Genomic DNA, 25716 nt, shown 5'->3' with positions numbered 1-25716 from the left:
GATCAAAATAGATAGCTATATCTAGTAATTGTTTAAATTTTAATGTCCGTGGAAGATATTCTGCAAGCAGTAGAAACAATTCTGCAAGATAAGCCTCTTGCTTCCATTCAGTGCTTTGTGCTGTCTCAGTCGTGGTTGGGCAAAACTTATGGTGAAATGGCAGAGGAATCAGGCTACCGCGACAATTATATCAAGGAAGTTGGCTCTGAGTTGTGGCAAGACCTTTCCATCGCACTTGGGAAAAAAATAACCAAAAAAAATCTGCATTTAGCCTTGAAGAAATACCTGCAAGAAAAAATAGGCGATCGGGAAAATCAGAGCCAACAAAAATTCAGTGAAGAACCTAACTTAGAAATGGTGTCTCCAGACTCGTTTTCAGCAAGCAAGATTGAATTTCCTAGCGGCCCCGTACCACTGGGTTCTCCTCTTTACATCAACCGTCCTCCTCTGGAAGAACTTGTTTGTAACGAGATTTTATACCCTGGTTGCTTAATCCGAATCAAAGCACCTAGAAAGACAGGGAAAAGTTCACTGCTCAACCGGATGATTGCTTATGCTAGAGAGCAAGGTTATCAAATCGTCTATTTGGACTTTCAAGAAGCCGATCAAGACGTTTTTGGTTCTCTTGATAAATTTTTGCGTTGGTTTTGTGTCAATGTCAGCAGACAGTTAAATCTCCTTCCCTCTCTAGATGATTTTTGGGATACGGAAATGGGCAGCAAAGTAAGCTGCAAAATCTATTTTGAAGCATATCTACTGCAATACATTGATAATAGTCCTCTAGTTTTGGCTTTGAATGAAGTCCATCGAGTTTTTGAACATCCCAATATTGCCCAAGATTTTTTGCCAATGCTGCGATTTTGGCACGAACAAGCAAAGCAGGATCAAATCTGGCAAAAACTACGGATGGTGGTAGTTCACACCACAGAAATATATATTCCACTAAAGCTTAACCAATCGCCTTTCAATGTTGGGATCACAATTACGCTCCCACCATTGACTCTCAATCAGGTACAGAATTTAGCATTGTCTTATGGACTAAATTGTGCAGACGGCTCCGAAGGCGCAAAACGCCTTGCACCCCTACAAGCAATGGTAGGAGGACATCCTTATTTGGTGAGCCTTGCGCTTTATCATCTATGTCAAGAGGAAATGACATTAGAGGTATTACTAGAAACTGCATCTACACCAGTGGGAATTTATAGTCAGCATTTACGGGAACTGTTGAGCTTACTGCAAAAAGACCCAAAATTAATGTCAGCTATGCAACAGGTAATTGCAACAGATGAAAAAGTAGAGCTAGACGCGATCGCTGCTTACAAGCTAGAAAGTATGGGTTTGGTTAAACTCAACGGTAATCAAGCTCATGTTATGTGTGAGTTATATCGCCTTTACTTTAGCCAACAGCTTGGAAAGCACTCAGGATAGTAATTGTTCTGGTAGACTGTTGAAAGATAAATAATCAAAATAAGTAATTCTCGTTCTTAAACCTCATCTATGTTGAAACCTAGAGTTTTTTAAAAGATATATTTATGTAGGTTGGGTGGAGTGAAAAGTAACCCAACATTACCACTTTATTTATGCTTATTTATGTTGGGTTACGCTATCACTGTACCCAAGCTACAAAACTACGGTTCTCAAGGTAGACGAGGTTTAATATGAATTTTATCAATTGTTCCGATAGAAATTTATTTATTAAGAACGAGAACTAATTTAAAATTTTAAATCAAATGAACAGTTATCGATATCAAGTTGGTGGCACTTTAACCAGTGACGCTCCTAGCTATGTTGAGCGCAAAGCGGATGTGGAACTTTACGAAGCCTTAAAGCAGGGTGAATTTTGCTACATCTTAAGCAGTAGGCAAATGGGCAAATCTTCACTTATGGTAAAAACCAAACATCGCTTGCAACAAGAAGGCTTTCGATGTGTCACCGTTGATATGACTAATATTGGTTGCGAAAATATAACTCCAGAACAGTGGTATAAGGGAGTTATAGGCGATTTGTGGCTGGGTTTTAAACTGTTAGGAAAAGTCAATTTAAAAACCTGGTGGCAAGAAAAAAGTGATATTTCTTTGGCTCAGAAACTTAGTCGGTTTATTTCAGAAATTCTGTTAGTTCAGTTTCCTAACGAAAGGCTATTCATTTTTATTGATGAAATTGATAGTATTCTCGGTCTCGATTTCTCTGTGGATGATTTTTTTAGCTTGATTCGGTTTTGTTATAACCAACGAGCAATTGATCCAGAGTATGAGCGGATTACATTTGCAATGTTTGGTGTTGCTACACCTTCAGACTTAATTTTATATCAAAATCACATTACAAAGTTTAATTTTGGTAAAGCTATCCGAGTAAATGGCTTTACATTTGAAGAAGCTCAACCACTATCTTTAGGACTGGATATTAAAGACAATCATCCCCAAAAAGTTTTGAAGGAAGTATTAGCTTGGACAAAAGGGCAACCATTTTTGACTCAAAAGCTGTGTCGGTTACTTGTCAGTTTATCTCAAGATGATGTGGGTAGGAAGTTAAAAATCCCCCCTGGTACAGAAGAATTTTGGATAGAAAATGTGGTGCGATCGCACATCATCGATCAATGGGAATCACAAGATGAGCCGGAGCATTTGCGGACAATTCGCGATCGCATCCTCCGAAACGAACAAATTGCCGCCAGATTGCTAGGAATTTATCAGCAAATCCTCCAAGGAGTGGAAGTACCAGCCGATGATAGTCGAGAACAAGTAGAACTATTGCTGTCTGGCTTAGTGGTTAAAAAGCAAGGTTTTCTCCAAATCAAAAACCGAATTTATGAAGAAGTTTTCAATTTAGAATGGGTTGGAAAAAAATTAGCTTACCTGCGCCCCTACTATGAAACCTTCAATGCGTGGATAGCCTCAAAGGAAAATGATGAATCTCGCCTATTGCGCGGACAAGCCTTGATTGATGCCCAAACCTGGGCACATGGCAAAAGCTTGAGCAATTTAGATTATCGATTTTTAGCTGCTAGTGAAGAATTAGATCGGCGAGAAATGCAGCAATCATTAGAAGCCGAACGTGCCAAAGAAGTTGAAGCACGACTTGCAGAACAACAAAAAAGATTAGCTCAACAAAAGAAAACTTCCACAATAGTCACACTCTTGCTAGCGGGTATGACAATCAAGTTGGTGATTTCTATAATGTGGGGAGTCTCGCTTTTACGAAAGATTGATGCTTTAGAATCACAGTTAAAATGCACTCAAGTAAAGCATCAGGGCAAAGTAATAAATGCAAATCCTCGGTTAGGTAGATGCTAACTGAATTGGGATAATCCCAAATGTGTAAAAACATAATCTTCAATTTTCTCGCTGCCCAAAGTCAAGAGCCGTTAGGGAAAGCCCATAATATTGCTCATTAAAAAACTTAGCTAGGGACTCAGCTTCAAATTGGGTAACTTTCCGTTGACCATTAACCACTTCCTTAACAATCTTAACAGAGCCAAAAATTTCGACTAAAGAAGTTGGTTCTACATCAAACTCATGCATCAGGGATTCCAAAGTAGCCACAGGTTTTGATTTACCCATCGAGTAATGATGTTCCTCGTAATTCTCAATTATAAGAACCAACAACTCAAAAAGCGCAGTTTCAGCCTCTGCCAACTCACCAGAAATCATCCCCTCTACTGCTGTTAAGGCTCTGTTATACTCCTGTTCTGTTTTAATGGGTTTAGGCTGATACTGAATCAGCAAATCAGTATAGGTTTTTTGACTAGAAGTAGGGATCATCTTTCCACCTTTCTTTATCGTATTCAGGATGGGTAAGAACGTATTTAATAAAAATTGTCTGGCTGGAATATCTAATATCTACAATCAAACGATATTTATTACCTTTGATGTTAAACACTGTAATACGACGCACTCCAGAAATGCAGCCCTGACCAAAGCAGCCGGTGATGTGAGTTAAAATTCTGATATCTTCAATAACTACTCACGCAGACAGCCCCCGAAAAAGCGATCGCTATGCTTCAGTATCCCCATCTCGAACAAGCGCTAAAATATCACTTCGGTTATGACAGATTCCGCCCCGGACAACGGCAAATTATCGAAGATGCGCTGCAAAATCGAGATTTAATGGTTGTGATGCCGACTGGCGGGGGAAAGTCTCTATGTTTTCAGCTACCAGCATTGTTGAAAAATGGACTAACTGTGGTGGTGTCGCCGTTAATTGCTTTGATGCAAGACCAAGTAGAAGCACTGCGAAATAATAATATTAACGCGACATTTCTCAATAGCAGTTTGAATGCTTACCAAGTGCGATCGCGGGAAGAAGCCATTCTCACAGGTAAAGTCAGATTACTTTATGTCGCCCCGGAACGTCTCCTCAGTGAAAGGTTTCTCCCGTTTCTCGATTTAGTTAAAGAAAAAATCGGTATTTCTAGCTTTGCTATTGATGAAGCGCACTGCGTTTCGGAATGGGGACACGACTTTCGTCCAGAATATCGTCAGTTAAAATCTCTGCGGAAACGCTATCCTGATGTTCCTACTGTTGCCCTCACTGCCACAGCAACCGATCGCGTCCGTAGTGATATCATTCAACAACTAGGACTAAAGCAACCTTGCATTCATCTTGCCAGTTTTAACCGTGAAAATCTTTATTACGAAGTTCGTCCTAAAACTAAATATGCTTACGCTGAATTATTAGAACTAATTCGAGAAACTGAAGGTTCGACAATTATTTATTCTTTAACTCGTAAAAAAGTTGATGAACTCACTTTTAAACTACAAAATGATAAGGTTGGTGTTCTGCCTTATCACGCCGGATTAACTGATGAAGAACGTAGTAGTAATCAAACGCGATTTATTCGAGATGATGTCCGGGTGATGGTAGCAACAGTCGCCTTTGGCATGGGAATTAATAAACCCGATGTGCGGCTGGTAGTTCACTTTGATATGCCCAGAAATATAGAAAGTTATTATCAAGAATCGGGTAGAGCCGGTAGAGATGGAGAACCATCTCGCTGTACAATCTTTTTCAGCTTTGGTGATGTTAAAACAATTGAATGGAGTATCGATCAAAAAACCGATCCTCAAGAACAGTTGATTGCTAAACAACAACTGCGACAAATGATCGATTACGCTGAAGGCACTGATTGCCGGCGAACGATTCAACTGGGTTATTTTGGCGAAAGGTTTCCTGGCAATTGCGGTAACTGTGACAATTGTCGTCATCCCAAACCCATGCAAGATTGGACAATTGAAGCTATGAAGTTTCTATCTTGTGTAGCGCGTTGCAAAGAAAGGTTTGGGATGCTACACATAATTGATGTGTTACGGGGGGCAAAAAAAGACAAAATTCTTCAGTACGAACACGATAAACTTTCTACCTACGGTATTGGTAAAGATAGAACTCTAGATGAATGGCGAATGTTGGGGCGATCGCTTTTACATCAAGGGTTAATAGAACAAACTAGCGATGGTTACTCAGTTTTAAAACTAAATGCCCACAGTTGGGAAGTAATGCGAAAACAACGCACAGTTTCCCTAGCTGTAACCACAGTTCAAAAGATTACCTGGGAACAGGGGAGTGAAAAAGCAGAAGTTGCAGAGATATTATTACAGAAGTTGCGATCGCTACGTAAAGAATTGGCTGATGAGCAATCTGTACCGCCTTACGTCATCTTCCACGATTCCACTTTAAAATTGATGGTACAGGTGCAACCCCAAAACTTAGCTGAATTTGCCAAACTTTCTGGTGTAGGTAGTCACAAACTCGCTCAATATGGCGAAAAGTTCATTACAGAAATTCGCGCCTACCGCCAAGAAAAAGGTTTGCAAAATAAATCTGCTACTTCCGTATCTTCTGCCAAATCATCTTCTTCTTACACCGAATTACAGACATTACAATTGCATCAACAAGGTTTAAATATTGCTCAAATTGCCAAAAAGCGGAACCTTAGTCCGGCAACAGTTAGCAATCATTTAGAAAAATTAATTGAGAAAAATCAGCCAGTTGATTTAAATCAATTAGTACCTTTAGAACATCAACAAAAAATTTGGCAAGTTTTAGAAGTACTCGGTGATATTTCCCTCACTCCTATCAAAGAGCAACTAGGCGAAAGCTACACTTTTGATGAAATTCGCTTAGTGCGGTGTAAGTGGCGGCGCGACAATCGCAAGTGATGATTGAAGAAGAACACAGAATACAGCATCAATTAGTATGAATGATGAATTCTATTTTATTTAAAATACAAAAGCAAGATTAAAGGAGTTACCTAATGAGTCAGATGCTTAATACAGGAGTACGCTGGACAACTCAGGATGTGGAATTATTACCAGAAAATGAAGGGATGCGCTACGAGATAGTTGATGGAGAATTATTTGTCAGTAGGGCATCTCATTTCAAGCATCAGCAAACTTGTGGCAAGATTTTTCTACAACTTGATCTTTGGTCAGATTCTACTGGTTTAGGAGAAGCTGTAATCAACCCCGGCGTTTTGTTTTCAGAATCAGATAATGTGATTCCTGATGTAGTTTGGGCTACTAAGGAAACCTTGGCGGTAATGTTGGATGAACAGGGACATTTAACTGGCGCACCAGATTTAGTAGTCGAAGTTCTGTCTGCTAGCAAGGAAGACCTAAGACGAGATAAAGAAGCTAAACTTAAACTTTATTCTTCCAGAGGAGTAAAAGAATATTGGATTGCTGATTGGCGATCGCGTAAACTAGAGGTCTATCGACGCGAACAAAGTCAACTTAGCTTGGTAGCAACCTTATTTAGTAGTGATAATATAAATTCTCCGCTATTGCCTGGTTTTAGCTGTACTGTAGACCAGTTTTTTCCTGTATAAATTTTAGGTGGAATGGAAAAACAAATCTCAAGTAACGCATTAACTAAACTCCAGGTACTGATTATGGCGATCGCATCTGGTGTCTGTGTTGCTAATGTTTATTATAATCAGCCAATCCTCCAAGATATTGCATCATCTTTTCGAGTCACTGAAGGCGAAGCGGGTAGCATCTCCGTGCTTACGCAAGTTGGTTACGGTTTGGGGATTTTCTTTCTAATCCCCTTGGGCGATAAAATCAATAAGAAAAAATTAATTCTTTCCTTACTGATATGTTTGTTTTGTTTGTTGATAGGCATGACGTTTTCACAAAACATCATCGAAGTTTGGATATTGAGCGTAGCAATTGGAATTACGACAGTCTCGGCTCAGATTATTCTACCTTTAGCAGCAAGTATAGATAGAGTAACTACAGGCCAAACCGTAGGCAACATTTTTACTGGTATATTGATTGGAGTTTTAGGAGCAAGGGTTTTTAGTGGATATATTACTGAATGGTTGAGTTGGCGTTATGTATATGGATTTTCGGCAGTAATGATTTTAATTGTTATTGTTTTGCTAAAAAGATATTTGCCTAATGTAAAAAATGAATTTAATGGTTATTATTTGGAATTATTAAGCTCAACTTTTCAGCAATTAAAACGTTTTCCATTATTAAGAGAAGCGTCTTTAATTAGTGGGTTATTGTTTGGTGTCTTTTGTTCATTTTGGACAACGCTGACTTTCCATTTAAGCGGAGCGCCTTTTAATTTTCAATCTGACACAATTGGGATGTATGGCTTTGTGGCGATCGCAGGTGCATTGATGGCACCAGTTTTTGGTAAACTAGCCGATCGAGGTAACTCGCAACGTTCCTTGACTATTGCTGTATCGCTGGTGATTGCAAGTTTAGTAATTGCTAAAATTGCTTCTAGTTCAGCGATCGCGATCGCTGTTGCTGTATTGTTAGTAGATATAGGTGTACAGGCAGTGCAAGTCACCAATGTTGCAAGAATATACACTCTTGATCCTCAATCGAACAGTCGCATCAACACAGTTTACATGACTACCTATTTTATCGGCGGTTCTGTAGGTACTAGCATTGGTCTATTATGCTGGAATCTTGGTGGCTGGAATTTGGTAACTTGGCAAATGTTAGCTTTTACTTTGCTTGGATTCTTTATTATTGTCAGACCTAAAAAAACTATAACAACAACGAATAAAGAATAACAAATAATCCGCGCCAACAAAGTAAAATTAAGCTGCTATAAATCTTTTTAATAGTAACAATATAATTTATTTTTGGGAAATATGCAAATTCATTTTTCCAAAAAGAGATATATAACTTTCCTTAAGATATCGCCTTGCACCAATAACTAAATTTTCTCCTCATCAAGGCGATATCTAAAGACAATCAGCTTATATTACGAAAAACTGGGCATCTCAGAGTTAGAAACTTCTGATGTTGCAGTCTTTTGCCTTTTCGTAGACAAAATTACTAGCAATTTAGGCAGCGCAAGACAAGCAACAGTATTTAGCAGCGTCAATAATATACCATCGATTAAACTCATGTGCGATCGCCTTTATTTCAAAATGGTGTTTACTATATTTTTAGTTTGCAGCAAAATTAGTACACTTGCTCAAAAACAGCATTTTGATTTCTTTTATTGGATATAAGCTAACTAAATAGATTTTTATAATTTCTAAGACTAGACCTTTCAAGGCGGGTAAAGATTTTAGTCTACAGATTACTATTTAAGCGCTTTTCTCTGCGCCTCTGTGGTTCAATAAATTACTTTTAAACTACTCGTGCGTTCCAGGGGTTCCCCCCGTTGTAGCAACTGACGCAGCCCATAGGATAAAGCAGAGATTTTAAGAGCCACCTTGAAAGTGCTAGCCTTAAATATTATTTTCTTGACAAGCCGGAATTAATTACTATAGTCTACTAATTTACACGTTTTTCAGTAGAACAAATAATAATCATGATCAAAAAAGTTAGCATTTTGCTAGTAGCAGTATTGCTTGCAAATTCTACAGCAGTAAAGCCTTCTAGTGCTACAGAAAAGAATCGTGCTTTCCTTGCTAATAATATTAGCTCTATAGCCTCGACTCCAATTAACATAGCACAAGCTATAGAACCTAGAGTTATAAAGCTTCGTCTAGCAGATTCTGGAGTTTCAGTAGGAAGTGTTTTGTCTTGGGGATTTGCTGGTTTGATTCAAAAAAGATCCACTGATTGGGTTCGTTTAGAAATAACTGATAATCAAGTAAAAGTAGTACATACAACAAGAACAACTAATTGGTTAACTCAGGTTTCTAAATGGTGGGATCATCCTGTTAGAAAAATTGCTTTTAAGCCAGATTCTTGTCAAGTAGGTAATGTGGCAAATCAAGGTGGCTCAAATATAGAAACCCAACTAAGAGATATAAAAAAATTATACGATTCTAAATTAATAACAGAGCAACAATATCAAGAATTACAGCGTAAAGTTATTAACCAAATAACTACAACACCAAATCAACCTTCCACTAGCAACTCTGAATGTGTTTTATTAGGAGAAAATGCAATAGTACAACTGAAAGATATTAGTTTAGTGACTAAAGGAGAGTTTAAAATTGAATATTTAGAAGGTAATGAATGGAAATATGCAGCTTTTAGAGTACCAGAAAAAGAATATCGATAAATAGTCTGCAATCAAGAAAATTTTCCATCTATAAATTGGTATTTAAACTCGGAATATCACCCCCTAGTCACCCTTTTTAAGGGTGGCTTAGTTCCCTGGTTCTTAAGAGGTTGTTTGAAAAGTTTTCTTCTCGGTAACAAAACGTTCTAGATCCCCCTAAATCCCTTTCAAAGCTATCCATTATAAACATCTTTCTTAACAGAAAGATGGGCAAAAAAGAGAATTAGTTATATATGTATTCTAACTTAAATTAGTAATTATACTGAGTTAAGCTCTGGCAAGGAAACCAAGGTATAGTGGAAGCCTAAGAGTTGCAAGTAGTTTTTAGCCTTGCATTTCGAGTCTTGGCGGGCTTAGTAATACTCTTTAGGTTAAGGCAAAAGATGCGATCTATCAAGTTTTTGTAATGTTTATAGCAATCCTGAATCATTTCTGATAAACAAGAGCCCCGGCTTCTTTCAGAAGCCGGGGTTATGTAAGTCGCAATTATTACACTTGAAATAGTGCCCTACTGAACGGCGCGATCGCACTGTGAAATTATGTACGTACTGTTCAATAAGGTTGTGTGAAAATGATAAATGCTTACAGCATAAGAGTTTCAGCAATCATAGTCGAATGAGCGTTAGCGTAGCTCATCGTAGACATCGCTTGCAGAAGTAGACGTATAAACTATCATTTGGAATGCAAAAATATAGGTGTTGGAAAAAAATAAATTTTTCCAAGTTGGCAAACAATCCATCAATTTGGAGAACACTTGGAACAAAAATCAGGACTGAATTTGCAGTATTGACTACCTGTTAATGAGTACGCTGTACAATAAGGAAAACTCGTAAGTCCAATTTTGGCTGTTTGTAATTTTGAACCGTTTCGCGACACCCCATTCGGTTTGGTTTTATCAGCCAGAAAGATTGCTACAAGCTTAGGAAACGCTATGCAAATAGTAATATTGAGCAGCGTTAGCAGTATAGCGTCTATCAAATTCATAGGTAATCATCTCCTGTGAAAAATAGGCGATTGCTGTTTTGAGGTGCAAACATAATATTATGTGTAGGATTGACCTTCAGTCCATCTATTGCTTGCACTCTATGTAAAATAACTTTAACATAAATTTTTGTAAATATAAACGTGGAATTTCTGGAATTATTATACACAGAAGGGAATGTGGATAATAAGGACGGTTATTGTAGCGGGATAACAAAATAAACTGGAAAAACAATTAATTTACAATATTTAGGTAAGGTGTTATGTCAAAAACCCAAACCGCGTCTTCTTTTTTATCTAACATCAGTGAGCAAGAACGTGAGGCATTAAAGCGCTTGGTAGATTACACAAATGTGGAATCGCTACCAGAAATTTGGCCTTTAGCAGCTCAACAATTTGGTAATATTGTCGCCCTCCGTAGCCCTCACGCCAAACCAGAAATTGTGATTACTTATACACAGTTAGCGGAGCAAATACAATTGTTTGCTGCTGGGTTACAGGCGTTAGGAGTGAAGCGAGGCGATCGCATTTCCTTAATTTCTGATAACAGTCCCCGGTGGTTTATTGCCGATCAAGGCATAATGACTGCTGGTGCCGTTGATGCGGTGCGTAGTTCCCAAGCGGAAAAAGAAGAATTGCTGTTTATCATCGCTAATAGCGGTAGCACGGCAATAGTTGTTGAGGATTTAAAGACACTTAAAAAACTGCAAGACCGTCTCAACGATTTACCAATTCAGTTTGTAATCTTAATTTCAGATGAAGCACCACCAACAGGCGAAACTCTAAAGGTGCTGAATTTTGCACAGTTGATCGAAATTGGGAAAAACCATAATTTTGTGCCAGTTAAACAAAATCGTGATGCTTTGGCAACCCTAATTTATACCTCTGGCACTACAGGAAAACCGAAGGGTGTAATGCTGTCTTATAGCAATTTGCTCCACCAAGTGATAACTATGGGGACAGTATTACAACCAAATGGAGGCGACATTGTTCTCAGTATCCTACCTTCGTGGCATAGCTACGAGCGGACTGTTGAATATTACCTTTTATCTCAGGGTTGCACGCAAATTTATACTAACTTGCGCTCCGTGAAAGGAGATTTGAGGCAATTTAAACCCAACTACATGGTGGGTGTACCCCGCCTCTGGGAATCGATTTATGAAGGAGTGCAAAAGCAGTTCCGCGAACAACCAGCCAAAAAACAGCGCCTAATTAACTTTTTGTTGGGCATTAGCGACAAATATATCAAAGCGCGGCGAATTGCTCAGGGATTGGATTTAAATAATCTTCATGCCTCAGCCATCGAACGATTAGCAGCTAAGATCCAAGCATTGGCTTTATTACCCCTCCACGCCTTGGGAAAACGACTAGTTTATGCCAAGGTGCGAGAAGCCACAGGAGGACACGTCAAGCAGATGATTAGCGGTGGCGGTGCGCTTCCTAGACACATCGATAACTTCTTTGAAATTATTGGTGTGCAGATTTTGCAAGGCTATGGTTTGACAGAAACTTCTCCTGTTACCCATGTGCGCCGTCCTTGGCGAAATTTGATTGGTGCATCAGGACTACCACTCCCTGCTACAGAAGCTAAAATCGTAGATCCTGAGACAAAAGCGCCTTTGCCAATAGAGAAGCGAGGCTTAGTATTGTTGAGGGGCCCACAAATTATGCAAGGCTATTACCAAAATCCGGAAGCGACAGCGAAAGCAATTGATGCTGAAGGTTGGTTTGATAGCGGCGATTTGGGCTGGTTGACACCACAAAACGACTTAGTGCTGACTGGCAGAGCAAAGGATACGATTGTATTGACTAACGGGGAAAACATCGAGCCGCAGCCGATCGAAGACGCGTGTTTGCGATCGCCATACATCGATCAAATTATGCTCGTCGGTCAAGATCAGCGCAGCCTGGGAGCCTTAATTGTCCCCAATGTTGAAGCCTTAGAAAAATGGGTGCAGAATAATCCGGCCACTTCTTCACCTAGTCAACAAATTGACTGGGAGAGTAGAATGATCCAGGATTTATTTCGGCAAGAATTGAATCGAGAAGTGCAAAATCGTCCAGGCTATCGACCGGATGACCGCATTGGGACATTCAAACTCATTCTAGAACCGTTTTCTATCGAAAATGGTTTGATGACACAAACACTAAAAGTTCGCCGACATATCGTCACGGAACGTTATCACGATATTATTGACGGCATGTTTGCCTGATAATTCCACCTCCCAACTGTAAAGAGTGAACGTGAAATATTTATGGATGTCTCCAAATCTAATTTGCTTCTGAAGCGCGTCGTTAACGTCAAAGTTATTGTGACTCCCCTGTGGAAAGAGGAAGTACAACAGCAGCTGCAAACCCAGATCAATCAACTCGATCAGCAACTGCAACAGCTAGACGTAGAAGGACAAAGAGCGATCGCGGCAATTCAAAAGCAGAGTCTGCAACCACCCGGGCCCCAAACTCTCCAACAAATTGACAATATCCAACTCCAAGTCAATCAAAAGAAAAGTGAATTTCTAGAACAAAAAAATCAGTTGCTGCAAAATCTCCAGCAAGTGCAGTTTCTTCAACAAGATCAGGAAGTCAACCAATTCCAAATGGAAGGCTTTTTCCGGGTAGAGATAGGAGATAACCTGATTAGCAAAATGCAAGTAGAAATCGTTCTGCGCGACGGCGTTGTAGAAGAGATTCGCGGTGACATTTAAATTTGTCATTTGTCCGTTGTCATTTGTTTTGTGACCAATGACCAATGACTAATGACCAATGACTAATGACAAATATGATTTAACTTAGTGCGGGAGAGGCTCCCAGCCGAACATTCTACCTGGGAGCCAGCCCAAACTATCTGCCAGACTGGAGGAGAGCTAATAAATAGCGATCGCCCGAAGGCTGACATCTCAACTCGATATTTAACTGCACTAACTGCATCATCACCCCGCTTGAATTGGGTAATCGTCACTAAAGCCTGATTTCGTTGTGGATAAGCTACCTCTACCTTTCGCGTTCCTCCCACTGCTGGTATGCTGCCAAAGGCATTCAGAGCGAGGGTAGCTGGATCGCTTCCTTGGAGAGATGAGTTGATATTTTCTAAGGGTATGGTTTTATAGTTAGAGCGGTCTGGGTATGCCACAATCTCTTGAGATTGATGTACTGCTCTCACCTGCTGGGTTTGCCCATAACTAGTCTCAACAATCGGTGCAGATTGCTGGCGCTGGGTAATATATACTCCAGCGCCAGCAGTGGCAAAGATACCTAGTATCAGAATCAAAAAGAATTTTAGCTTTGCCGACATAAAAGTAAACAGGAATTTCAAATAGGTTTATTACCAATTTTGAATTCTAGATTGAACTGCATCCCATATCCTCTATCTATGAGAAGCTCTTGTATCTGAAGCATTCGGTATGAGGAAGTATAAATAGCAATTTCATTTAATCTATAAGAAACTCGTGGTGTTTTTTGCAACTCAACGATTAAAACGAGATCGAGATATTAGCTAACCTTGGGGATAGCCCTGTATTATAGACCTCCAATTCATATTTAGGTTCCTGGGGTTAAGAGACGCGATTAATCGCGTCTGTACAAAAAGGTGAGAGTAGTCTCCCAATTCCCAATTCCCAATCTAAAATATAAAATCTCCAGCCCAAAACTCTCCCGCCAAGATACAATTCGATCTGATGAAAGCTGTTAAAGTCCATAAACCATTGATTTCCAAACCACCCTATGAGCATTCATGAAGTATTTATGCCGGCGCTGAGTTCCACCATGACGGAAGGCAAAATCGTCTCCTGGGTGAAATCGCCAGGGGACAAAGTGGAAAAAGGCGAAACAGTGGTGGTTGTAGAGTCAGATAAGGCAGATATGGATGTAGAAACCTTTTATGAAGGCTTTCTTGCCCATATCATAGTTGAAGCTGGTGAAACTGCCCCGGTAGGATCTGCGATCGCCTTCATAGCCGAAACTGAAGCTGAAATTGAACAGGCGAAATCTCTTGCCAATTCCGGCGGTGCTGCTGCTACTACTACCTCTGCCCCTGAGCCAATCCCCGCCACAGCCTCAGTTGCAACACCTGCCTTAGCGTCTCAAAACGGCTCTAATCACAAAGAAGGCAGACTTGTAGTTTCACCCCGTGCCCGCAAATTAGCCAAAGAACTCAAAGTTGATTTAACTACACTCCAAGGCAGTGGCCCCCACGGTCGTATTGTCGCTGAAGATGTAGAAGCATTGTCCAATAAGGGCAAACAACCCGCTACTGCCCCAGTTGCCCCACCAGCAGCTATACCAACCAGTGCCCCTGTTGCATCCCCAGCACCTCGCACACCAGCACCCGCGCCAGTGGTAGCTGCTGTTCCTGGTCAAATCGTACCTCTAACTACCTTCCAAAATGCCGTAGTGCGGAACATGGTAGCAACCATATCCGTGCCCGTCTTCCGTGTCGGTTATACAATTACCACTGACGGATTAGACAAACTTTATAAACAAATTAAATCCAAAGGCGTGACAATGACAGCGCTACTGGCGAAAGCTGTAGCAGTGACATTGCAAAAACACCCATTGTTAAATGCTAGCTATTCAGACCAGGGTATTGTTTATCATTCTGATATCAACATTTCCGTAGCCGTAGCGATGGATGATGGCGGATTAATTACACCTGTGCTGCAAAACGCAGACGCAGTGGATATTTATTCTCTATCGCGTACTTGGAAGTCTTTGGTAGAACGTGCCAGAGCAAAACAACTACAACCCCAAGAATACAACAGTGGTACTTTTACCCTATCTAATTTGGGGATGTTTGGCGTAGACAAATTTGATGCGATTTTGCCGCCTGGACAAGGTTCAATTTTAGCGATCGGGGCATCGCGTCCGCAAGTAGTAGCAACACCCGACGGTTTATTTGCCGTGCGGCAACAAATGCAAGTTAATATTACTTCTGACCACCGGATTATTTACGGTGCCCATGCTGCGGCGTTCTTGCAAGATTTAGCAAAATTAATTGAGACAAATCCTCAATCTTTGACACTGTAGTTTTGAAAAAACACCAAATTTAAATGTTAGCGCTATGAGCGAGCAGCCTTTTCCGTAGAGTAGCGCTAACAATAAACAACACCTAAACTTAAATTTTTATGAGCAAACCATGTAGCGATATCACGTCTCTATATGAGTTTATGTCCAAACCGATGTTACAGTGACATACGATAACACCCTGAAATATCTGGTTGAGCAGTATCCAGAAGATTTTATTCGCTACTTACTTGCATCTGAGGCAAGGAATATCCAGATTCTCAAAACAGAATTAAATCAAGAACCAATTCGTGCCGACTCAGTAACCTTTTTGCAAACTGCCAATCAAATACTGCATTTAGAGTTTCAAACCTTACCAGCATCGACTCCACCCTTGCCACTGCGGATGTTGGATTATTGGGTGCGGCTATATCGACAATACAATTGTGATATCGAGCAGGTAGTGATTTTTCTTAAACCGACAAATTCAGAAGCTGTATTTGTAGATCAATTTACTGCCCGCAATACTAGCCACCGTTACCGCGTCATCAGAATTTGGGAACAAGATCCAGAACCTTTATTGTTATCTCCTGGTTTATTACCTCTGGCAACTTTGGCGCGAACAGATTCTCCTCAAAGCTTACTGCAACAAGTAGCAGTTCAGGTGAGTATGATTGAAGAAGCAGCCACTAAGCAGAGCATCTCGGTATGTACCCAACTTCTAGCAGGGTTGGTATTCGAGCCAGAACTCATTCGTCAGTTTTTGAGGAGAGAAGATATGAGAGAATCTACCATTTATCAAGAAATTCTCCAAGAAGGGCTCCAAGAAGGTAGACAACGAGGCATTGAGCAAGGTATTGAACAAGGTATTGAACAAGGAAGACAATCAGAACTAAGGCTAGTGATACGTCTATTAACTCGTCGGCTTGGTTCAATTAATTCTCAGTTACAATCTCGCTTGCAAGAGTTGTCCCTAGCTCAGTTAGAAAACTTGGGTGAAGTATTACTAGATTTTGCTAGTGAGGCTGATTTAATGAATTGGCTCAATACAATAGAAAATTAGAGTTTGCTCTAAACATTTCTACCAGTTACAAAAAAAGCCAGATTTTCATACCAAGCACCTTGTTCTGTTGTTTCTACTTTAAGTGCAAAATCTAACCCACCGATGACAAATTGTTCTCGTGTCCGCTCGATGATCGAAATATGGACTCAAATAGTCGAGGCGATCGCTTGATTTGTTTCTCCCTTTGAAGCCATCAAAAAAATGGATGTACTACCAAACATTGTTGCCTTGGCACACTACTAGGGAGAAACAGTTAATTCACGAAAAGCTTGGGTTGCGTTGATGTCAGGAAAACCGAAATGGATTAAACAACTACAAAGTTGCTGACGCTTAGTGAAGATACACCATCCAATTGTGCGAATTTTTTCTGAGCAAATCCACTATTGCTGCCATCTTGGTCGAAGTAAAGCGCCCCTGAGCTACTGTCGAAAATCAATCGCTGATCTTTTGTTGTTGCAGTTGTACCGAGGGTAAATTGACTAGGGAGGATTGAACTTGGTGATAAACCCCCAGCGAAACCCACAGCAGATATTTGAATGTGGTCAATAGTACCGAAGTCGTAGATAACATCAAGCCCTTCATTATAACTATTGAAAACAAAGGTATCTTGATTTGCACCACCAGTCAGGAAATCATTACCACCACCACCGATCAATACATCACTCCCATCACCGCCAATTAGAGTATCATTATCGTTGCCACCGTTGAGAGTACTACTACCGTCAGCACCAAAGGCAGATAAATAATCATTACCATCGCCACCTTTTAGCAAGCTATTCTTATATGAATACTCAACAGTTAAGCGATCGCTACCTGTACCACCATCTAGTATATTAGTACTAAATGAACCGTTAGCATTTAAGGTGTCATTACCTATACCGCCCTTCAAAGTAAAAAACGTGTTATCGAAGTGAAAGACAGCGCCAGTAGCAGATAGATAATCATCTCCATCGCCACCATCTAGTATATTAGTACCAGATGAAGAGTCTGCGTAAATGAAATCGTTACCTGTGCCACCATTCAGGAAGTTACCGCCATAGGTAGCTTTAGCATTTAAGGTGTCATTGCCTACGCCACCATCAAGGGTATTACTCCTGCCAAAGTTGCCGGAGTAGCTATTAGCAATAGATAAATAATCATTGCCATCGCCACCATCTAGTAGGCTCGTTCCACCTGTAGCTTCTGCATATAAAAAGTCGTTACCTGTACCACCATAGACGGTATTATTATTACGTGAATTGTCGTTAACACGTAAGAGATCGTTACCTGCACCGCCTTTGAGGGTATCATTGCCACCATTACCGCCGTTGAGTGTATCGTCGCCATTGCTGCCTACAATATTGTCGTTATATGCTGTACCCTTAACCTCTAATCGTTCGATATTCTTGTAGCGTACTTGATTTGTATCAGCAGTAATGGAACCTTGGTTAGTACTAGGGTCGTATGTTGAGGTGATGCCTGCGATCGCATTACTATAGTCAATGTACAAGTAATCGTTATCTGTGCCTCCATCAACTGTTTGAGTTACCAAAGAATAGACAATATTCTCTGGGCTACTAATATAAAAAGAGTCATCACCACTACCACCATTTAAAGTGTTAGAACCTTGAACTTCATAGGCATAAAAAGTATCTGCTCCGTTTCCACCTGAAACTGTATTCTTGCCTTTCCATTGATAATTAATGTCAAGGGTGTCATTTCCATCACCTCCGTCGAGAACATTATTACCAGCAGACAAATTAGCTCCAATATAATCATTTCCGGTTCCACCCTGGAGGGTATTGTTTCCTACGGCGTAGCGGGCAGAAAGACTATCATCCCCAGAACCACCATCTAAGATATTTTTTCCATAAGAGAAGGAAACATCTAAAATATCATTTCCACTTCCACCTTTGAGAGTGTTACTTCCAGTTGAGCTATAAGCGTAAAGTTCATCATTTCCCGCCCCACCATCTAAAAGGTTGTTCCCAGAAGAGTTGGCGGCATAGAAGGAATCATTACCTGCTTCTCCATAAAGATTATTATTACCCTCTTCTCCGTTTAAATAGTCATTACCTTCACCACCATAGAGGTAATCATTACCTAAGCCTCCATAAAGTTTGTCATTATCATTACCACCATAAAGATAGTCATCACCTAAGCCTCCATAGAGGTTGTCGTCTCCCGCAAGCCCCATGATAATATCATTCTCGTTACCGCCATAGAGAAAATCAAGGTAATTTTTGTCATCTTTACCATTGATAATTGCCATGATTTTGGCTCCCTTTAAATCAAAGTTTTATGCAGTTTTTAATTGGCATTTAGTGCTGTTGTAATGCACTAATGATTAACCGAAAGTTTGCACCATCGGTAGACTTTGTGTCGCTATGAGGCGGCACCAGTTTTTTATGAAATTGACCCAGTTGATGGGCTTACTGGTAATACTTTAATAGTTGTCTAACGTTTTTCAGAAATATCTCTAGCCTTGGAAACTGCACACGTTAGAGCAATAAATCATCTCAGGCTCTTATGAATACTCTTTAGAGCCAATACTAATTTCGCCAAATATGTCAAACAATTAATGGCTGTTAAATTTGCCAGTGAAGTTATAAGACTTCAATTAATAAGTTATCACTCTGTCAGCAGATAGTATTTTCTTTGACACTAAACTTTACTTTCTTCTACCCAAATATTTGCCTCTTTAAAAACTCAAGGTTTCAAAATGGACGATGTTTATATACATGATGAGCTAGACTATCATGTATAACCTGGGATAATAGATCAATATTTAGGCACTAGATAAAAGCCTCAAGTACCACTACGTACAGAAAATGATAAATTTGAAACTGATTATAAAGATTTACCGAAGCGGTTAAGATCGATTTGCCTAATTGATGAAGCAAAGCATGGGAGAAACTATTAGAAATAGCTGAGAAAAATTAAGTAACCAGAAGTGAAGTGATAGAAATTCTTGATTGTGGTGACGAATTGTATTAAGTGTTATCTCTAGGCTACTTAATATCTATGCACTTACCTCAGCGTGCCTCTGCATTTAAAAAATAAAAAAGGTGGGCATTACCCACCCGACAAATTTATCCTTTAACACAAAGAACTTGCTTTAGTGTTGCTACAACTTCAACCAAATCTGCTTGATTTGCCATCACTTGTTCTATCGGCTTATAAGCACCTGGAATTTCATCTAACACGCCCTCATCTTTGCGGCATTCGACACCATTTGTTTGCTCTATCAAATCATCAAGTGTGTAGACATTTTTTGCCTTATTTCTAGACATCAAACGCCCCGCGCCGTGGGAACAAGAACAGAAACTATGAGCATTACCTTTACCCTTAATAATGAAAGACTTTGCTCCCATCGAACCAGGAATAATCCCATAATCTTCAGTCTGAGCCCGAACTGCACCCTTACGAGTAACATATACATCCTCGTCAAAATGCACTTCTTTTTCGGCGTAATTGTGATGACAATTAACTTGCAATAAAGGTTTAGTTGCTTTCCCGCCTACCAGATGTTTTTCAACTATGTGCTTAAAACGCGCCATCATCACATCGCGGTTGACACGCGCATAGTTTTGTGACCATTGTAAATCGTGCCAATATGCCTGGAATTCTGGCGTACCAGCGACAAAGTGAGCCAAATCAGGGTCAGGTAATTTATTACCTGCCATTTTTGCTAATTCTCTGGCTGTGTGAATATGACACTGGGCGAGTTTATTACCGATGTTACGCGAACCAGAATGCAGCATCAGCCAAACTTGATTCTCTGTATCGAGGCACACTTCAATAAAGTGATTTCCTCCACCGAGAGAACCCATCTGTTTCATTGCTTTACCTTGTAGGTCTTGCACACCGCGATGTAAGTCTTTAAAATCATCCCAATGTTGCCAGTTACTGACGGATTTTTCAACGTCTTTGTTTTCGTTAAATCCAGTAGGAATTGCTGCTTCAATATCCAGGCGGATTTTTTTGAGTTTACCTTCGATTTGTTCGGCGGTAAATGCTGTTTTGATAGCACTCATCCCACAACCAATATCCACGCCTACAGCAGCTGGGATAATTGCCTCTTTGGTTGCAATTACAGAACCAACTAAAGCACCTTTACCTAAGTGGACATCTGGCATTAAGGCCACGTGCTTAAACACAAATGGTAATGATGCTACATTTTTTGCCATCTTAGTTTCTTCTGGGCCCAAAGAGTGATTTGCCCAAGATAAAACGGGTGCTGGTGTGGTAATTTCTAACTTTTCGTAGGGCATAATTTATTCTATTTGGGATTTTAAATTTTAGATTTTGGATTAGGTCTACGCCACTGATAATTTATCTAGTACTTTTTTAGTATTTGTAGTAAACACTAAATTTATTACTACTAACTTGCTTACCCATAAATTTAAACTTGACATACTACTTAGTTGTAGCAATTTAAATGTTTATTGTCTTTCATTTAACTTGTTCGGTCTTCATGAAGCTGAAGAACTACTTTTAGGGAGTAGCATATCTATGCTACAAATGTAACTCATGCAATTACAAGCGTCAAGTCCATACCAGAGAGAGAAAACAGATGTTTACTAGATATATTAAAATTTGTAAAGAAAATTGCTCTGTTTAAATAAGCTCTTAAAGTTCTGACACAATATGGCAGTGCGTCAAGATACAATCTGGGAACGTTTTTTATCTCCTGTAGTGCGTCTTTTGATTGATGAAGAAGGGTTACAGCGTTACGCTGATAGTATTGACTGGGAGAAAGAATGCGATCGCTTCCGGCGAGATGATGTGATAATTCCCTCGTACTACAGCAGTCAAAACTTTCACGGAATTACAGGGGGCTATCTCAATGCTGGTGCAGCAGTTAGTTACGATCCGATTACCCAATATGTTGTGCCGCCTAATGAAACTATTGTCCGTCAAGCCTTAATTGATGCCGTCAAAGTAAAACCACGACGCATACTTGACTTAGGTTGTGGCACAGGTTCCACTACTCTAATGTTAAAACGGGCTTTTCCCGAAGCGGAAGTTATTGGTTTGGATTTATCACCTTATATGCTGGTAAGGGCAGAAGATAAAGCTAGAAATGCTGGTTTAGAGATAGTCTGGCGACACGGAAATGCGGAAAAAACCAGTTTCAGAGATGCAACATTTGACTTAGTGACAGCTTCTTTGCTATTCCACGAAACACCAAATGAGGTGTCCCTAGCAATTTTGCAGGAAAGCTTTCGATTGCTAGTAACTGGAGGGCAAGTCCTAATTCTAGATGGGAATCAGAAGACTCTGCGGCAGTTAGAATGGCTTAATGATGTTTTTGAAGAGCCATATATTCGTGAGTATGCTGCTGGTAGTACAGAGGCGAATATGGGTGCGACCGGATTTGAGGCAGTGCGATCGCAGGATGTATGGTGGATAAATCAGGTAACTGGCGGCGTTAAACCGATCGCAACTGAAAATGTCCGTCGTTATACTCCCACATCAGTAGATAATAATGATTTGGAGGGACTTGGATCTCCCGCATTTGGCATAATCGCATGAGTTTAAAGGCAGTTCTCTTTGATTTCAATGGTGTCATCATTAACGATGAGCCAATCCACTTACAACTGATCGATGAGATTCTTATTGAAGAAAATCTCCAACCCCAAAAGGTGAGTGAGCGTCAAGCTTCTCTTGGACGCAGCGATCGCGCTTGTTTTGGGCAACTACTCGCTAATCGTGGTAGAGTCGCTAACGAAAACTACTTGACTCAGTTGTTGTACCGCAAAGCCCAAGCTTATACGGTGGAGTTAGAGAAAATAGAGAAACTGCCTTTATATCCAGGTGTAGAAGACTTAATATATCAGGTGCGATCGCGGAATTTGAAATTAGGATTAGTCAGTGGCGCTCTTCGCCAAGAAATAGAATTGGTACTCCATCGTGCCAAACTAGACCAACATTTTAAAATTATCGTTGCGGGCGATGACATAACCACCAGTAAACCAGAACCTGATGGTTATTTACTGGCAGTAAAATGCCTAAATAAAGAATATCCTGAATTAAACCTTCAACCACAAGAGTGTCTGGCAATTGAAGATACCCCCGCAGGTATTGCCGCAGCAAAGCGATCGCAGATGCAAGTTGTTGGTGTAGCAAATACTTACCCATTTCACATGCTTCAGCGCTGCTGTAACTGGACTGTTGATTATCTCAGTGATTTAGAACTTGAACGGGTGCAGAAGATTTATTCTCAAAAAGAGCCTCAGCCATCGGCAACTGAATGTTAGAATACTCTATGGTGATAGTGTATTGAGTTAATGAGTAATATTACTCTTGACTCAGCAACGATTCAGGGGAATTAGCTCAGTTGGTAGAGCGCTGCGATCGCACCGCAGAGGCCATCGGTTCAAATCCGTTATTCTCCATTTGTACATTCGCAAATTAAAGTTAGATAAAAATGATAAAGGTGCGGTGTGGGAAGGGGAGCGTTGGTCGCCTTTTCCCTAATCCCTTTATTTAATTATTTTAATTATTCTGTTCTGCCTGAGTTTGAATAAAGAGGAGAAAGTTTGGTATGTTACTTGAACTCAATCAACTAATTGTTAGAGCCGGTCATCAGTTGTTGATTAAAGATATCTCCTGGTCGGTATACAAACGTATTTTGGCAGAATTGGGGGACAATCGCAGTTCTAGGATAGGTTACAGTCAAGGAGTGCTGGAAATAATGGCTCCATTACCAGAGCATGAAGTAGCTAAAGTTATTATTGGAGACTTGGTAAAAGTTTTATTAGAAGAACTCGATCTGGAATTTTGGAGTTTGGGATCTACGACTTTTGATAAACAAAGTATGGATGCTGGGGTAGAACCTGATGATTGTTTCTATATCCAAAATGAAGCTAGAATTAGGGGCAAAGATAGAATCAATTTAGAAACTGACCCACCTCCAGATTTGGCTATTGAAATTGATATTACCTCCCGCACTCGTTTCAATAATTATCAAGCGTTGAGAGTACCAGAACTGTGGCGATGGAATGGAAGCAAGTTGGAAATAAACGTGCTGCTCGATGGTAAATATGTAGAATCAAATACCAGTTCTATTTTCCCCAATCTTCCAATTCAGCAAGTAATTCCCGAATATTTGATCCTGAGTAAGACCAATGGAAGGAATGCGACAATGAAAGCATTTCGTGTATGGGCAAGACAGCAAATAGGAGTGATTTAGCTACAATCCAATTGGTATTCCATTGATTCCACTCCTGACGTTGATGGTGAGTCTGGCATTGTGGGCGGAATTGTGGTGTTTGTTGTGAGTCTGTTGGGCTTCGGATCGCTCCTTACCTGGAAATTTGGTAAGGTACAACCGCCGATCTTGGGGTAACTCAATTGACGTTCCCCATCCTGTAGAGGGATGAGATATTACGGTAATTTAAGATAAAGTCGTCGAAATAGTGTAAATGGAAGCAAGATCGATATCAACCTGCTTCACTGAATTCGCAATGACGAATATATATTTTATTTTGTTTGCCGAACCATTTAGATTAGCATCAAACCATTGTGATAGAGCGGGTTGAAGCATAGAGAAAATTGTTATCGATCGAAAGACGTTTATTGTTTGAGGAAACCTCCTATGAAACCGGATTACCTAATTCTAGGCAGTGGTTTATCAGCATTGGTCTTTGGCGCTTTGATGGCAAACTCCGGCAAGATCGTGCAAATACTCGAAGCTCATGAGCATCCGGGCGGCTTTGGTCACACGTTTACGATGGCTAAAAAATACACGTTTAATGCCCAATTCCACTATGTTTGGGATTGTGGTGAAGGACAAACGGTTAATCGGGTACTCAAGAAATTGGGCTTGGATCGGGAAGTGACTTTTGAGCGGTACGACCCGGATGGCTTTGACCACATGCGAATGCCGGGGTATGCGTTAGATATTCCTTCGGAACCAGAGGAACTGATCCAGCGATTATCAGCGCTGTTTCCTGCATATAGTGATCGCATTCGCCAATTTGTTAACGATGTTGAAAAAACGAGCGCAGGTTTAAAAAGACTTGCTCCCCCAGTTAAGCCAATTGAACTGCTCAAACATACAAATGAAGTGGTTTGTACCGTTCAATATCTCAACAGTACACTTCAGGATGTATTCGATAAATTTCAGCTACCCCAAGCTGCCCAAACCCTATTAGCTCTGCAATGGCCTGATTTTTTGCTGCCTCCAAATCAACTCTCGTTTTATGCCTGGGTCGCTTTATTCAAAGGCTATCAAGCAGGTGCATTTTACCCAACTCAGCATTTTGAGTATGTTATCAATTCGTTAGTCAAAGTGATTGAATCACACGGAGGGCAAGTACTGCTCAACCATGAAGTCACGAATTTTAGAGTCATAGACAAGACGGTTACGGGCGTTGAGGCGATGGATTTAAACACCCATCAAACTCACGAATTTACAGGTGACACCGTGATTTGTAACATTGACCCCAAAAAAGCCGCCAAAATGATTGGTGAGTCAAAGTTCTCTAAAACCGTGCGCCGAAAACTCAACTATGAGTATTCTGCATCCAACTACATGGCTTATTGCGTCGTTAAAGACCTCGACCTGCGAGACTATGGATTTGGCAAGTGGAATCTTTTCCACACTGGTCATCAGGATTTGAATGAAGCCTTTGCTCAGATGTATGAACACAATGACTTTTCCAATCCCAGCTTTGCCATAACAACACCCACTTTATTGACACAAGCAAGTCGGGATTGTCCAGAGGATTGCCAGATTGTCGAATTCCTTACTGTTGCTAATTACGACTACTTTAAGCAATTGCGACAGAGCGAACGTAAAGCTTACAACCAAAAAAAGCAAGAAATCTTCGACTCTATCCTGGATGTTGTGGAAAAAGAATATGTGCCGAACTTTAGAAAGCATCTGGTTTTTCATATCACCGGCAGTCCCACCACCAATGAACGTTATTGCTGGTGTCCCAACGGAAATTCCTACGGTTCTAGTCTCACGCCGCGCAACATGGGTCTGGGACGCTTGAATCACGAAACCTCACTCAACCATTTCTATTTCTGCAATGCTTCATCAGGCTATCCGGGCTTTGCTCCCACATTCTGGACTGGAGCATTGCTGTATCAGCGATTATCTGGCGATGTGCTTTTAGGCAATAGCTAAACAGATAACTCGCACATATAAAACTCCTATTTGATTTTTGAACAAGACTCAATACGGATGTATTCTTCTT

18 protein-coding genes, 1 tRNA gene and 1 pseudogene are annotated in these 25716 nt (G+C 40.4%); 15 read left to right on the top strand and 5 right to left on the bottom strand.

What is annotated here, in order from left to right; genetic code table 11:
- The first annotated feature begins 42 nt into the window (after nucleotides 1–42).
- Both GNF10_RS09345 and GNF10_RS09340 read left to right on the top strand, forming a co-directional pair.
- Nucleotides 43–1428, top strand: a complete 1386-nt coding sequence (locus tag GNF10_RS09345) for an AAA-like domain-containing protein (RefSeq protein WP_185580713.1) — start codon at nucleotides 43–45, stop codon at nucleotides 1426–1428.
- 302 nt (nucleotides 1429–1730) lie between these two features.
- Nucleotides 1731–3293 (top strand): AAA-like domain-containing protein, encoded by a 1563-nt coding sequence (locus GNF10_RS09340; RefSeq protein WP_185586799.1) that lies wholly within the window; start codon nucleotides 1731–1733, stop codon nucleotides 3291–3293.
- Nucleotides 3294–3332: 39 nt separating this feature from the next.
- On the opposite strand, the gene GNF10_RS09335 is transcribed toward GNF10_RS09340, so the two are convergent.
- On the bottom strand, nucleotides 3333–3761 hold the full coding sequence (locus tag GNF10_RS09335) for a type II toxin-antitoxin system HigA family antitoxin (RefSeq protein WP_185586796.1): 429 nt from the start codon (nucleotides 3759–3761) through the stop codon (nucleotides 3333–3335).
- A pseudogene (locus tag GNF10_RS37825) lies at nucleotides 3745–3882 on the bottom strand (type II toxin-antitoxin system HigB family toxin); the annotation flags it as partial. The pseudogene GNF10_RS37825 and the gene GNF10_RS09335, both read right to left, overlap by 17 nt.
- Nucleotides 3883–3995: 113 nt before the next feature.
- Between GNF10_RS37825 and recQ the strand changes: the two are divergent.
- The 6 genes from recQ to GNF10_RS09300 all read left to right on the top strand — a co-directional run bounded on the left by recQ (nucleotide 3996) and on the right by GNF10_RS09300 (nucleotide 13169).
- The gene (gene recQ, locus GNF10_RS09325) at nucleotides 3996–6155 is read left to right on the top strand and encodes a DNA helicase RecQ (protein ID WP_185586794.1); all 2160 of its coding nucleotides are present in this window, start codon (nucleotides 3996–3998) and stop codon (nucleotides 6153–6155) included.
- A gap of 95 nt (nucleotides 6156–6250) precedes the next feature.
- A complete protein-coding gene (locus tag GNF10_RS09320; protein WP_185586792.1) occupies nucleotides 6251–6823 on the top strand; it encodes a Uma2 family endonuclease in 573 nt (190 codons plus the stop codon).
- A gap of 12 nt (nucleotides 6824–6835) precedes the next feature.
- Nucleotides 6836–8029, top strand: a complete 1194-nt coding sequence (locus GNF10_RS09315; protein ID WP_185591945.1) for an MFS transporter — start codon at nucleotides 6836–6838, stop codon at nucleotides 8027–8029.
- 752 nt (nucleotides 8030–8781) lie between these two features.
- Nucleotides 8782–9483 (top strand): hypothetical protein, encoded by a 702-nt coding sequence (locus GNF10_RS09310; RefSeq protein ID WP_185587826.1) that lies wholly within the window; start codon nucleotides 8782–8784, stop codon nucleotides 9481–9483.
- 1244 nt (nucleotides 9484–10727) lie between these two features.
- Nucleotides 10728–12677 carry a long-chain fatty acid--CoA ligase gene (locus GNF10_RS09305; RefSeq protein WP_185584934.1) on the top strand — a complete coding sequence of 650 codons (1950 nt, stop codon included), beginning with the start codon at nucleotides 10728–10730 and terminating at the stop codon, nucleotides 12675–12677.
- A 42-nt stretch (nucleotides 12678–12719) separates the two neighbouring features.
- Nucleotides 12720–13169 carry a YlqD family protein gene (locus GNF10_RS09300; RefSeq protein ID WP_012412623.1) on the top strand — a complete coding sequence of 150 codons (450 nt, stop codon included), beginning with the start codon at nucleotides 12720–12722 and terminating at the stop codon, nucleotides 13167–13169.
- A gap of 62 nt (nucleotides 13170–13231) precedes the next feature.
- On the opposite strand, the gene GNF10_RS09295 is transcribed toward GNF10_RS09300, so the two are convergent.
- Nucleotides 13232–13756: a hypothetical protein gene (locus GNF10_RS09295; RefSeq protein ID WP_185584933.1), complete on the bottom strand. Its 525-nt coding sequence runs from the start codon at nucleotides 13754–13756 to the stop codon at nucleotides 13232–13234.
- A gap of 428 nt (nucleotides 13757–14184) precedes the next feature.
- Between GNF10_RS09295 and GNF10_RS09290 the strand changes: the two genes are divergently transcribed.
- Together GNF10_RS09290 and GNF10_RS09285 are read left to right on the top strand one after the other, a co-directional pair.
- Nucleotides 14185–15486, top strand: coding sequence for a dihydrolipoamide acetyltransferase family protein (locus GNF10_RS09290; protein WP_185584932.1), 1302 nt, complete (start codon nucleotides 14185–14187; stop codon nucleotides 15484–15486).
- Between the two features lie 160 nt (nucleotides 15487–15646).
- Nucleotides 15647–16525, top strand: coding sequence for an Rpn family recombination-promoting nuclease/putative transposase (locus tag GNF10_RS09285; RefSeq protein ID WP_185584931.1), 879 nt, complete (start codon nucleotides 15647–15649; stop codon nucleotides 16523–16525).
- 304 nt (nucleotides 16526–16829) lie between these two features.
- Here GNF10_RS09285 and GNF10_RS09280 read toward each other — a convergent pair whose 3' ends face one another.
- Both GNF10_RS09280 and GNF10_RS09275 read right to left on the bottom strand, forming a co-directional pair.
- Complete coding sequence (locus GNF10_RS09280) at nucleotides 16830–18776, bottom strand: calcium-binding protein (protein ID WP_185584930.1); 1947 nt, start codon at nucleotides 18774–18776, stop codon at nucleotides 16830–16832.
- Nucleotides 18777–19596: 820 nt separating this feature from the next.
- Nucleotides 19597–20778, bottom strand: coding sequence for an RtcB family protein (locus tag GNF10_RS09275; protein ID WP_185584929.1), 1182 nt, complete (start codon nucleotides 20776–20778; stop codon nucleotides 19597–19599).
- A 376-nt stretch (nucleotides 20779–21154) separates the two neighbouring features.
- Between GNF10_RS09275 and GNF10_RS09270 the strand changes: the two genes are divergently transcribed.
- The 5 genes from GNF10_RS09270 (at nucleotide 21155) to GNF10_RS09250 (ending at nucleotide 25646) form a co-directional block, all read left to right on the top strand.
- On the top strand, nucleotides 21155–22042 hold the full coding sequence (locus tag GNF10_RS09270) for a class I SAM-dependent methyltransferase (RefSeq protein ID WP_185584928.1): 888 nt from the start codon (nucleotides 21155–21157) through the stop codon (nucleotides 22040–22042).
- On the top strand, nucleotides 22039–22767 hold the full coding sequence (locus GNF10_RS09265; RefSeq protein WP_185584927.1) for an HAD family phosphatase: 729 nt from the start codon (nucleotides 22039–22041) through the stop codon (nucleotides 22765–22767). Before GNF10_RS09270 ends, GNF10_RS09265 begins: the two co-directional genes overlap by 4 nt.
- A 65-nt stretch (nucleotides 22768–22832) precedes the next feature.
- Nucleotides 22833–22905 (top strand) — tRNA-Ala (locus GNF10_RS09260).
- A 149-nt stretch (nucleotides 22906–23054) separates the two neighbouring features.
- Nucleotides 23055–23702 (top strand): Uma2 family endonuclease, encoded by a 648-nt coding sequence (locus GNF10_RS09255; RefSeq protein ID WP_163936870.1) that lies wholly within the window; start codon nucleotides 23055–23057, stop codon nucleotides 23700–23702.
- A 405-nt stretch (nucleotides 23703–24107) separates the two neighbouring features.
- Nucleotides 24108–25646, top strand: a complete 1539-nt coding sequence (locus GNF10_RS09250; RefSeq protein WP_185584926.1) for an NAD(P)/FAD-dependent oxidoreductase — start codon at nucleotides 24108–24110, stop codon at nucleotides 25644–25646.
- Nucleotides 25647–25716: the final 70 nt, after the last annotated feature.

This window comes from Nostoc sp. UCD121 (assembly GCF_014222285.1).
In the GTDB taxonomy this organism is placed as follows: domain Bacteria; phylum Cyanobacteriota; class Cyanobacteriia; order Cyanobacteriales; family Nostocaceae; genus Nostoc.
Note: the sequence above shows the minus strand (reverse complement) of the source record. Positions and strands in the feature narration are given on the sequence as shown.

Excerpts from the sequence above, each read along its gene's own strand:
- GNF10_RS09345 (WP_185580713.1), top strand. The coding sequence starts at position 43 with ATGTCCGTGGAAGATATTCTGCAAGCAGTAGAAACAATTCTGCAAGAT.
- GNF10_RS09340 (WP_185586799.1), top strand. The coding sequence starts at position 1,731 with ATGAACAGTTATCGATATCAAGTTGGTGGCACTTTAACCAGTGACGCT.
- GNF10_RS09335 (WP_185586796.1), bottom strand. The coding sequence starts at position 3,761 with ATGATCCCTACTTCTAGTCAAAAAACCTATACTGATTTGCTGATTCAG.
- recQ (WP_185586794.1), top strand. The coding sequence starts at position 3,996 with ATGCTTCAGTATCCCCATCTCGAACAAGCGCTAAAATATCACTTCGGT.
- GNF10_RS09320 (WP_185586792.1), top strand. The coding sequence starts at position 6,251 with ATGAGTCAGATGCTTAATACAGGAGTACGCTGGACAACTCAGGATGTG.
- GNF10_RS09315 (WP_185591945.1), top strand. The coding sequence starts at position 6,836 with ATGGAAAAACAAATCTCAAGTAACGCATTAACTAAACTCCAGGTACTG.
- GNF10_RS09310 (WP_185587826.1), top strand. The coding sequence starts at position 8,782 with ATGATCAAAAAAGTTAGCATTTTGCTAGTAGCAGTATTGCTTGCAAAT.
- GNF10_RS09305 (WP_185584934.1), top strand. The coding sequence starts at position 10,728 with ATGTCAAAAACCCAAACCGCGTCTTCTTTTTTATCTAACATCAGTGAG.
- GNF10_RS09300 (WP_012412623.1), top strand. The coding sequence starts at position 12,720 with ATGGATGTCTCCAAATCTAATTTGCTTCTGAAGCGCGTCGTTAACGTC.
- GNF10_RS09295 (WP_185584933.1), bottom strand. The coding sequence starts at position 13,756 with ATGTCGGCAAAGCTAAAATTCTTTTTGATTCTGATACTAGGTATCTTT.
- GNF10_RS09290 (WP_185584932.1), top strand. The coding sequence starts at position 14,185 with ATGAGCATTCATGAAGTATTTATGCCGGCGCTGAGTTCCACCATGACG.
- GNF10_RS09280 (WP_185584930.1), bottom strand. The coding sequence starts at position 18,776 with ATGGCAATTATCAATGGTAAAGATGACAAAAATTACCTTGATTTTCTC.
- GNF10_RS09275 (WP_185584929.1), bottom strand. The coding sequence starts at position 20,778 with ATGCCCTACGAAAAGTTAGAAATTACCACACCAGCACCCGTTTTATCT.
- GNF10_RS09270 (WP_185584928.1), top strand. The coding sequence starts at position 21,155 with ATGGCAGTGCGTCAAGATACAATCTGGGAACGTTTTTTATCTCCTGTA.
- GNF10_RS09265 (WP_185584927.1), top strand. The coding sequence starts at position 22,039 with ATGAGTTTAAAGGCAGTTCTCTTTGATTTCAATGGTGTCATCATTAAC.
- GNF10_RS09255 (WP_163936870.1), top strand. The coding sequence starts at position 23,055 with ATGTTACTTGAACTCAATCAACTAATTGTTAGAGCCGGTCATCAGTTG.
- GNF10_RS09250 (WP_185584926.1), top strand. The coding sequence starts at position 24,108 with ATGAAACCGGATTACCTAATTCTAGGCAGTGGTTTATCAGCATTGGTC.